We start from the raw sequence: 9,156 nt of genomic DNA on the forward strand, positions 1-9,156 counted from the left end.
CTTGCGCCTCCTGCCCCGGCGCGCCAGACAGGCGGAATGCGCAATCCTGCCCTGATCTATCGCCGTTTCGGGCCACCCGGCGACGCGCTGAGGCTGGAACCCCTCGACCTGCCGCCGCAGCCTGACGGAAGGATCCGCGTGGCGATGCTGCTGGCGCCGGTGAACCCGTCCGACCTGATCCCCGTCACCGGGGCCTATGCGCACCGTATCACCCTGCCCCAGATCGCCGGCTATGAAGGCGTGGGCCGAGTCATTGCGGCGCCACCCGAGCACGAATATCTGCGGGGCCGCCGGGTCCTGCCGCTGCGCTCGGGCGGGACATGGCGGCGGGTTCTGGACTGCGCGCCCGACTGGGCGGTGCCGGTGCCCGACGACATTCCCGACGAAGACGCCGCCCGTGCCTATATCAACCCGATGGCCGCCGCGCATCTGCTGGCGCGATGGCCGGTCTCCGGGCGCCGGGTGTTGTTGTCGGGCGCGGGCGCGCATTGCGCGTCACTGCTGGCGCGCGGTGCACTCAGGCAGGGTGCGGTCTCGGTGCAGGGTATCTACCGCAGCCCCTCCCGCCGCGCCGCGCTTCTGGCGCAAGGCGTCGAGCCTTTGGCTATGGACGACCTGCCCGCCATCCGCGAGGCCGCGCGACAGGCGGACGTGACCTTCGATGCGCTGGGCGGGCCGGTCGCCACCGCGATACTGGAGGCGATGCGCCCGGGCAGTGACTTCGTGGGCTACGGGCTGCTGACCGGCCTGCCTGTCGGCCCGAAATCCCCACCCCGCGCGGGCTATCACCGCTTCCACCTGCGCGAGTCGCAGGCGGCGCTGACCCCGCGCGACTGGCAGAAAGCGTTCGCGGCGATCTGGGACGACCTGCGCGAAAGCCCACCGCCCGAAGGCCGTCGCTTCGCCCTGTCCGACTGGCGCGCGGCGCTTCACTCCGCGGGCGAACCCGGCGCGCCCAAGCCGCTGCTGGATCTCACCTGATCCACTGCGCACAGAAAAACGGGCGGAGGTTTCCCCCCGCCCGTTTTTTCATATCCGGCCCGTTGTCGGAACGCGCCGGTATCCCTGACCCGAAGGCTCAGGCCGCGGCCTTGCGCTCGCGGAACGACTGCTCGCGCTGCAGGGCTTTCGCAGCCAGCGTCATGCCGGATTGCTTCAGTTCTTCGATGCGGCGCTCGAGTTCTTCATTCGTGATATCGGTCGGCATAGTCGGTCTCCTTTCATCGTCGTCATCCACCGCAGTCAAAACCCGGTCGCAGCGTCACCGGCCATCAGGCGGGCGCGAAACACGAGGGGCTCGTGCGGAAACGCGGTCCGGGGCAGCGCAAAAGGCGCAGGGGTCCGTCAGGACCGAAAAGCCGCAAAACAGCGGCAAACCCGGAGAGCAAGGCCTATATGGCAGTCCCTGTGACCAAATTCAACCTTCTGGCCGAATCTTTGTGCAACGCGCGCCGGCCCTGCCCTGCCGCTGGACGCCCCGCCCTGCTACGGCTACCAAGGAGCCAACGACGACCAAGGAGCACGGCATGGCGTTCGGCAAGGGCTCGCACCTTCATCTCATCGACGGCTCGGCCTTCATATTCCGCGCCTATCACGCGCTGCCGCCGCTCACGCGCAAGTCCGACGGCCTGCCAGTCGGTGCCGTGCAGGGCTTTTGCAACCTGTTGTGGAACGAGATTTCGGGCGGAACGACGAACAAGTCGAAACCCACGCATATCGCGGTGATCTTCGACGCCTCGTCGATCACCTTCCGCAACGAGATCTACGACCTCTACAAGGCCAACCGCCCCGAACTGCCCGAGGATCTGCGCCCGCAATTCCCGCTGACGCGCGAAGCCACCCGTGCCTTCAACGTCTCGTGCATCGAGATGGAAGGCTTCGAGGCCGACGACATCATCGCCACCTATGCCCGGCTTGCCACCGAAGCGGGCGGCAGCGCGACCATCGTGTCGTCGGACAAGGACCTGATGCAGCTGGTCGGCCCCGGCGTCGACATGTGGGACCCGATGAAAAGCAAGACCCTGGCCGAGGCCGAGGTCTTCGAGAAATTCGGCGTCGGTCCCGACCGCGTGGTCGACGTGCAGTCGCTTGCGGGGGATTCCGTCGACAACGTCCCCGGCGCGCCCGGTATCGGGCTGAAGACCGCCGCGCTTCTGATCAACGAATATGGCGATCTGGACACGCTTCTGGCCCGGGCCGAGGAAATCAAGCAGCCCAAGCGTCGCCAGACGCTGATCGAACACGCCGAACAGATCCGTATCTCGCGCAGGCTGGTGACGCTGAGCCGCGACGTGCCGGTCGAGGACACGCTCGACTCGCTCGAATGCAGGACGCCCGAAAGCGAGGCCCTGCTCGACTTCCTGGCCAAGATGGAATTCCGCACCCTGACCCGCCGGATCTCCGAGAAACTGGGCGTCGAGGCCCCGGCCATCGCGGAACCCGCCAGCGCCGCGCCCAAGGCCGAGAAAGCCGCCGCCCCGGCCGAGATCGAACACCCCCCCTTCGATGCCGACAAGTACGAATGCGTGCGCGACATGAACGCGCTCAGCGTCTGGATCGCGCGGATCATGGACAAGGGCTTCGTGGCCGTCGATACCGAGACGACATCGCTCGACGAAATGCGCGCCGAGCTGGTGGGCATCTCGCTGTCGGTCACGCCGGGCGAGGCCTGCTACATCCCGCTCAACCATGTCCAAGGCGCGGACGACCTGTTCGGCTCGGCCAACCGGCTGGACGGTCAGATCGACCCGGAACAGGCGCTGGCAGCGCTCAAGCCGATGCTGGAAGACGCGTCGATCCTGAAGATCGGTCAGAACATCAAGTACGACGCCAAGATCTTCGCGCGCCGGGGCATCAATGTCGCGCCGTTCGACGACACGATGCTGATGAGCTACGCCATGTTCTCGGGGCTGCACAATCACGGCATGGACGAGCTGTCCGAGACCTATCTCAACCACAAGCCCATCCCGATCAAACCGCTGCTGGGCTCGGGAAAAACGGCGCGCACCTTCGACAAGGTCGGGATCGAGGACGCGACGAAATACGCCGCCGAAGACGCCGATATCACCCTGCGGCTGTGGCAATCGCTGCGCCCGCGCCTGCACCGCGAACGCGTGACCAATGTCTACGAGACGCTCGAACGCCCTCTGGTGCCGGTGCTGGCCCAGATGGAGATGCACGGCATCCGCGTCGACCGCCAGACGCTGAGCCGCATGTCCTCGGCCTTCGCGCAGAAAATGGCCGGGCTGGAAGCCGAGATCCACGACCTGGCGGGCGAGACCTTCAACGTGGGCTCGCCCAAGCAACTGGGCGAGGTGCTGTTCGACAAGCTGGGCCTGCAGGGCGGCAAGAAGGGCAAGACCGGCGCCTATTCGACGGGTGCCGATATCCTCGAGGATCTCGCAACCGAACACGAACTGCCCGGTCGCGTGCTGGACTGGCGGCAATTGTCCAAGCTGAAATCGACCTATACCGACGCGCTGCAGGATCACATCAACCCCGAGACCGGGCGCGTCCACACCTCGTATCAGCAGACCGGCGCCAATACCGGGCGACTGGCCTCGACCGATCCCAACCTGCAGAACATCCCGATCCGCACCGAGGAAGGGCGCCGCATCCGCGAGGCCTTCGTGGCGAGCGAGGGCCACAAGCTGGTCAGCCTCGATTACAGCCAGATCGAGCTGCGCATCCTCGCCCATATCGCCGATATCCCGGCGCTGAAACAGGCTTTCCGCGACGGTCACGACATCCACGCGATGACCGCGTCCGAGATGTTCGGCGTGCCGCTGGACCAGATGACGCCCGAGGTCCGCCGTCAGGCCAAGGCGATCAATTTCGGCGTCATCTACGGCATTTCCGGCTTCGGCCTGGCACGCAACCTGCGCATCCCGCGGGCCGAGGCACAGGCCTTCATCGACACCTATTTCGAACGCTTCCCCGGCATCCGCGACTACATGGACAAGACCATCGAGTTCGCCAAGGCGCATGCCTATGTCGAAACCCTGTTCGGCCGCCGCATCCACACGCCCGAGATCAACGCCAAGGGTCCGGGCGCAGGCTTCGCGCGGCGCGGCGCGATCAACGCGCCCATTCAGGGCACCGCCGCCGACATCATCCGCCGCGCCATGACCCGCATCCCGCAGGCGATCGAGGGCCTGCCCGCGAAAATGCTGCTGCAGGTGCATGACGAACTGGTCTTCGAGGTCGAGGAAAGCGCCGTCGACGACACCATCGCCCGCGTCAAGGCGGTGATGGAGGGCGCGCATGAACCGGCGGTCGAGATCGACGTGCCGCTGATCGTCGATGCCGGCGTCGGCGACAACTGGGCGCAGGCGCATTGAGCGGGGCGCCATGAGCCGCCCCCGCCCCCGTCCCCGCGCGCCCAGGGGACCCACGCGCCTTGTCGCGCTGAACAAGCCGATGAACGTGCTCAGCCAGTTCACCGACGATGGCCACTGGCCGGGGCTGAAACGCTTCGTCGACCTGCCGGGCCTCTATCCGGCCGGCCGGCTCGACCGCGACAGCGAGGGGCTCTTGCTGCTGACCAATGACGGTATCCTGCAGGCCCGGATCACCGACCCCAAGGACAAGATGCCCAAGACTTACGCCGTTCAGGTCGAAGGCGCGATAACCGAAGACGCGCTGAAGACCCTGCGCGACGGTGTCACCCTCAATGACGGCCCGACCCGCCCGGCCGAGGCCCGCATGATCCCCGAACCCGACTGGCTCTGGCCCCGCGACCCGCCGGTCCGGTTTCGCAAATCCGTGCCCGATGGCTGGATCGAACTGACGATCACCGAGGGCCGCAACCGCCAGGTCCGGCGCATGTGCGCCCATGTCGGCCTGCCCGTCCTGCGCCTCGTGCGCCGCCGGATCGGCGCCTACGACATCGGTTCGCTCGCGCCGGGCGAATGGCGCGACCTGACCCCCTGATCGCGTCCGCTCCGGGACCGGGCCAGCGCCGCCGGGTTCACGCCCGCTGAAACGCTTGCTTTCCCATGCGGACCGGGCACACTGCCCTGATGATCGCCGATTACGATGCCCTGCGCGCCTTCGCGCTCTCGCTCGGCCTGCCGAAAGTCGAGGACTCGACCGGCTGGGGCCGCCCCTGCCTGCGCGCGCATGGCAAGATGTGGGTCTGGTGGTCGCCCTACGAAGACGCCGCCGTCTTTCCCTGCGATTTCGACGAACGCGAGATGCTGCTCGCCGCCGATCCGCAGACCTTCACCCTGCATCCGCATTATGCCGCGCATAAATTCATCCTCGTCAGGGCCGGCCATATCGACCCCGACTGGGCCGGCCCCCGCCTGACCCGCCGCTGGCGCGAGATGGCCCCGAAACGCTGGCTGAAAGACTGGGATGCCGGCCGCGCCTGACCCTCTCGCGCCTGACCCGGCGGCGCAGAGGGGGCGCTGCCCCCTCGCCCTGCGGGCTCACCCCCGGGATATTTCCGGAACAAAGATGCAGCGAAGGCTGGCGCGCGCGCCCTGTCCTTTCACTTTGCCTCAAATACTCAATCGACCTTTCCGCCACCGCATCACCCGGCAGGGGCGCCCCGCGGACGCCCCGGGGCGGCCGATGCGCGCGGGGGTGGGCGGGTGGAGCGCGCTTCGGTCGCCCTTTTCCCGCTTTCCGACCGACCGTGCTCTGCGCTAGAAGCACGGCATGACCGACGAGCCCACCGACGAACCCAACGACAAACCCGAAGAGACGCCGATCGACGCGCCGCTCGATGCGCCGCTGGCCGAACCCCTGCGCCGCGCGCTGGGCGAACGCTATCTGCAATACGCGCTCTCGACCATCATGCACCGCGCGCTGCCCGATGCGCGCGACGGGATGAAACCCGTCCATCGGCGCATCCTCTATGCGATGCGCGAGCTGCGGCTGGGCCCCGACAGCCGTTTCCGCAAATCGTCGAAGATCTCGGGCGACGTGATGGGCAACTATCATCCGCATGGCGATGCCGCGATCTACGACGCGATGGCGCGCCTGGCGCAGGATTTCAACGTCCGCTACCCGCTGGTCGACGGCCAGGGCAATTTCGGCAATATCGACGGCGACAACCCGGCCGCCAGCCGATACACCGAGGCCCGGCTCACGGCCGCCGCCGAGGCGCTGATGGACGGCCTGACCGAGAACGCCGTCGATTTCCGCGACAATTACGACGGCACGCTGACCGAGCCCGTCGTCCTGCCCGCCGCCTTCCCCAATCTGTTGGCCAACGGTGCCAGCGGCATCGCCGTGGGGATGGCGACCAATATCCCGCCGCATAACCTCGATGAACTCGTCTCGGGCTGCCAGGCGATGATCCGCGATCCCGGCCTGAGCGACGAGGCGCTGGTCGAGCTGATCCCCGGCCCCGATTTCCCCACCGGCGGCATCATCGTCGAGCCGCGCGAGTCGATCCTGGAGACCTATCGCACCGGGCGCGGCGCCTTCCGGCTGCGCGCGCGCTGGAACATCGAGGATCTGGGCCGCGGCACCTGGCAGGTGGTCGTCACCGAGATCCCCTACCAGGTTCAGAAATCCAAGCTGATCGAGAAGCTGGCCGAGGTCATCCAGCTGAAGAAGGTCCCGCTGCTGGCCGATGTGCGCGACGAATCCGCCGACGATGTGCGCATCGTGCTCGAGCCGCGCTCGAAGAATGTCGATGCCGAGCAGATGATGGGCATGCTGATGCGCGTGTCAGATCTGGAGATCCGGTTCTCGCTCAACATGAACGTCCTGATCGACGGACGCACGCCCAGGGTCTGCAGCCTGAAGGACGTGCTGCGCGCCTTTCTCGATCACCGGCGCGAGGTGCTGCAGCGCCGCTCGCAGCACCGGCTGGACAAGATCGACCACCGGCTCGAAGTGCTCGAAGGCTTCATCATCGCCTTCCTCAATCTCGATCGGGTGATCGACATCATCCGCTATGACGAGGACCCCAAGGCCGCGCTGATGCGCGAGGAATGGGACCGCACCTTCAAGCGGGCGATGACGGAAGAGGATTATCTCACCCCGCCCCCCTCGGAGGGCGAGCTGACCGAGGTTCAGGCCGAAGCCATCCTCAACATGCGCCTGCGCAGCTTGCGGCGGCTCGAAGAGATGGAGCTGCGGCGCGAGCGTGACGAGCTGATGCGCGAGCGCGAGGGCCTGCAGGACCTGCTCGACAGCGAAAGCCTGCAATGGACCCGCATCGCGCAGGAGCTGGAGAAAGTCCGCGACCAGTTCGGCATGGGCACCCGTCTGGGCGCGCGCCGCTCGACCTTTGCCGAGGCGGGCGAGGTCGAGGTTCTGGCGCCCGAAGCGATGATCGAGCGCGAGCCGATCACCGTCGTCTGCTCGAAAATGGGCTGGATCCGGGCGATGAAGGGCCATGTCGCGCTGGATACCGAGTTCAAGTTCAAGGATGGCGACGAGGGCGCCTTCGCGCTCCATGCCGAGACCACCGACAAGGTGCTGGTCTTCGGTTCGAACGGGCGGTTCTACACGCTTCTGGGCGCCAACCTGCCCGGCGGGCGCGGCATGGGCGAGCCGGTGCGGCTGATGGTCGACCTGCCCAACGAGGCGCAGATCCTTGACCTGTTCGTGCATCGCCCCGGCACGCGGATGATCGTCGCCTCGTCGGATGGCGACGGCTTCATCGTGCCCGGCGACGAGTTGCTGGCACAGACCCGCTCGGGCAAGCAGGTGCTCAACCTGCGCGACGGCGCGCGCGCGCTGGTCTGCCGCACGGTCACCGGCGATCACGTCGCCACGGTGGGCGAGAACCGCAAGATGCTGGTCTTCCCGCTGTCGGAACTGCCCGAGATGGGACGCGGCAAGGGCGTGCGGTTGCAGAAGTTCAAGGATGGCGGCCTGTCCGACCTGACCACGCTGACGCTGGCGGAGGGCCTGTCCTGGAAGGACCCGGCCGGGCGCACACGGCACGAGCCCGATCTGACCGAATGGCTGGCCAAGCGCGCCGCCGCCGGGCGGATGGCGCCGCGCGGCTTCCCCCGCGACAACCGTTTCTCGTGAACCACACCCCGCGCCCCGGCTTTGCGGCCCCGGGGGCGCGGCGTTGCCATGCCGGGCCCTTTCCGGTATCCGAATCCCCGAAACCGGAGAGGACCCAGTATGGCTTTGACGCGCACGCTTCTGAAGATCCTGGCCCCGCTCGGCGTGGCGGGCCTGCTGGCCGCCTGTTCGGCCAGCGGCGCCAATCTGGGGGCCACCCGGGCCGAGCTGGGCGATTTCCGGCTGTGCTACAACATCGTCACCACCAATGACGCCGTGCGCGGCCCGCTGTCGCGCGAAGCCGATGTCGAGGTCTTCGCCGACCGGATCCGCGACGAGGTCGAGCGGCGTTTCGGCCGCTACGAGGGCGACCGGCTCTATCACATCGCGCTGCATCTGGATGCCTATGTGCTGGCCGTGCCGGGCATCCCGCTTGTCGCCTCGCCGCGCTCGGCGCTGATCCTGTCGGCCAATGTCTGGGACGACCAGCTGGGCCGCCCGCTGAACGAGGAACCCGAACAGCTGACCGTGCTGGAAAGCGCAGGCGCCTCGGCGGTGGTGGGATCGGGCCTGACGATGGGGATCGAGGAACAGATGGACATGCTGTCGCAGAACGCCGCGCGCAGCATCGAAGACTGGCTGGTTCAGCATCCCGAATGGTTCGAGCACGACGCCGGCGCAACCGCCGACGCAACCGGGGCGATGGCTGCCGACCCGGCAGCCGATCTCGAACCGGGGGCGCCCGTGGCCCCGCCGGGGACCGGCGTCGCATTGGCCGCCGCCGATGGCGCAACCGGCGATGCTGCGGCGCGTCCGGCCAATAGCTGCGGACGGCTCTGAGCGGCGCACGGCCGCGCATGCCAACCGCCCTGTCACACGCCGCCCGGGCAGCGTGCCGCGCTGCCTGTCCGGGCCTTGCGGCGCGGGCTTTGCCTGCCGTGGCGTTTCTGCCGCAAGGGCGCGCCAATGCGCTTGATTTTTCCCGATTCCACCATTACGACGCGCGCGACGCGGCATGCCAACGCGGGGGTTTCCCCGCCGCGCTCGATACTGAAATGGGCGGGTTTCCCCCGCCGCGCCGACCACGACTCGAGGAGAAGCCATCATGGCGAAGGCAAAGTTTGAACGGACGAAACCGCACGTTAACATCGGCACGATCGGCCACGTTGACCACGG

The 9,156-nt window shown here is 67.5% G+C and carries 7 protein-coding genes; 6 read left to right on the forward strand and 1 reads right to left on the reverse strand.

Going from position 1 to position 9,156, the window contains the following annotated elements; genetic code table 11:
* The first annotated feature begins 36 nt into the window (after positions 1 to 36).
* The gene (locus C4N9_RS21260; protein WP_109535355.1) at positions 37 to 981 is read left to right on the forward strand and encodes a zinc-dependent alcohol dehydrogenase family protein; all 945 of its coding nucleotides are present in this window, start codon (positions 37 to 39) and stop codon (positions 979 to 981) included.
* 97 nt (positions 982 to 1,078) lie between these two features.
* Here the strand turns inward: C4N9_RS21260 and C4N9_RS22405 are convergent, their stop codons facing one another.
* Positions 1,079 to 1,207 carry a hypothetical protein gene (locus C4N9_RS22405; RefSeq protein ID WP_281260155.1) on the reverse strand — a complete coding sequence of 43 codons (129 nt, stop codon included), beginning with the start codon at positions 1,205 to 1,207 and terminating at the stop codon, positions 1,079 to 1,081.
* Between the two features lie 319 nt (positions 1,208 to 1,526).
* Between C4N9_RS22405 and polA the strand changes: the two genes are divergently transcribed.
* From polA to C4N9_RS21285, 5 genes are all read left to right on the forward strand, one after another.
* Complete coding sequence (gene polA / locus C4N9_RS21265; protein ID WP_109535356.1) at positions 1,527 to 4,340, forward strand: DNA polymerase I; 2,814 nt, start codon at positions 1,527 to 1,529, stop codon at positions 4,338 to 4,340.
* 10 nt (positions 4,341 to 4,350) lie between these two features.
* Positions 4,351 to 4,932, forward strand: coding sequence for a pseudouridine synthase (locus tag C4N9_RS21270; RefSeq protein WP_109535357.1), 582 nt, complete (start codon positions 4,351 to 4,353; stop codon positions 4,930 to 4,932).
* A gap of 89 nt (positions 4,933 to 5,021) precedes the next feature.
* The gene (locus C4N9_RS21275; protein WP_168192315.1) at positions 5,022 to 5,375 is read left to right on the forward strand and encodes an MmcQ/YjbR family DNA-binding protein; all 354 of its coding nucleotides are present in this window, start codon (positions 5,022 to 5,024) and stop codon (positions 5,373 to 5,375) included.
* 289 nt (positions 5,376 to 5,664) lie between these two features.
* Positions 5,665 to 8,001: a DNA topoisomerase IV subunit A gene (parC, locus tag C4N9_RS21280; protein ID WP_109535359.1), complete on the forward strand. Its 2,337-nt coding sequence runs from the start codon at positions 5,665 to 5,667 to the stop codon at positions 7,999 to 8,001.
* Positions 8,002 to 8,100: 99 nt separating this feature from the next.
* Entirely contained in the window at positions 8,101 to 8,820 is a 720-nt protein-coding gene (locus C4N9_RS21285; RefSeq protein WP_109535360.1) for a hypothetical protein, read from the forward strand.
* Positions 8,821 to 9,156: the final 336 nt, after the last annotated feature.

It is taken from the genome of Pararhodobacter marinus (genome assembly GCF_003122215.1).
GTDB lineage: Bacteria > Pseudomonadota > Alphaproteobacteria > Rhodobacterales > Rhodobacteraceae > Pararhodobacter > Pararhodobacter marinus.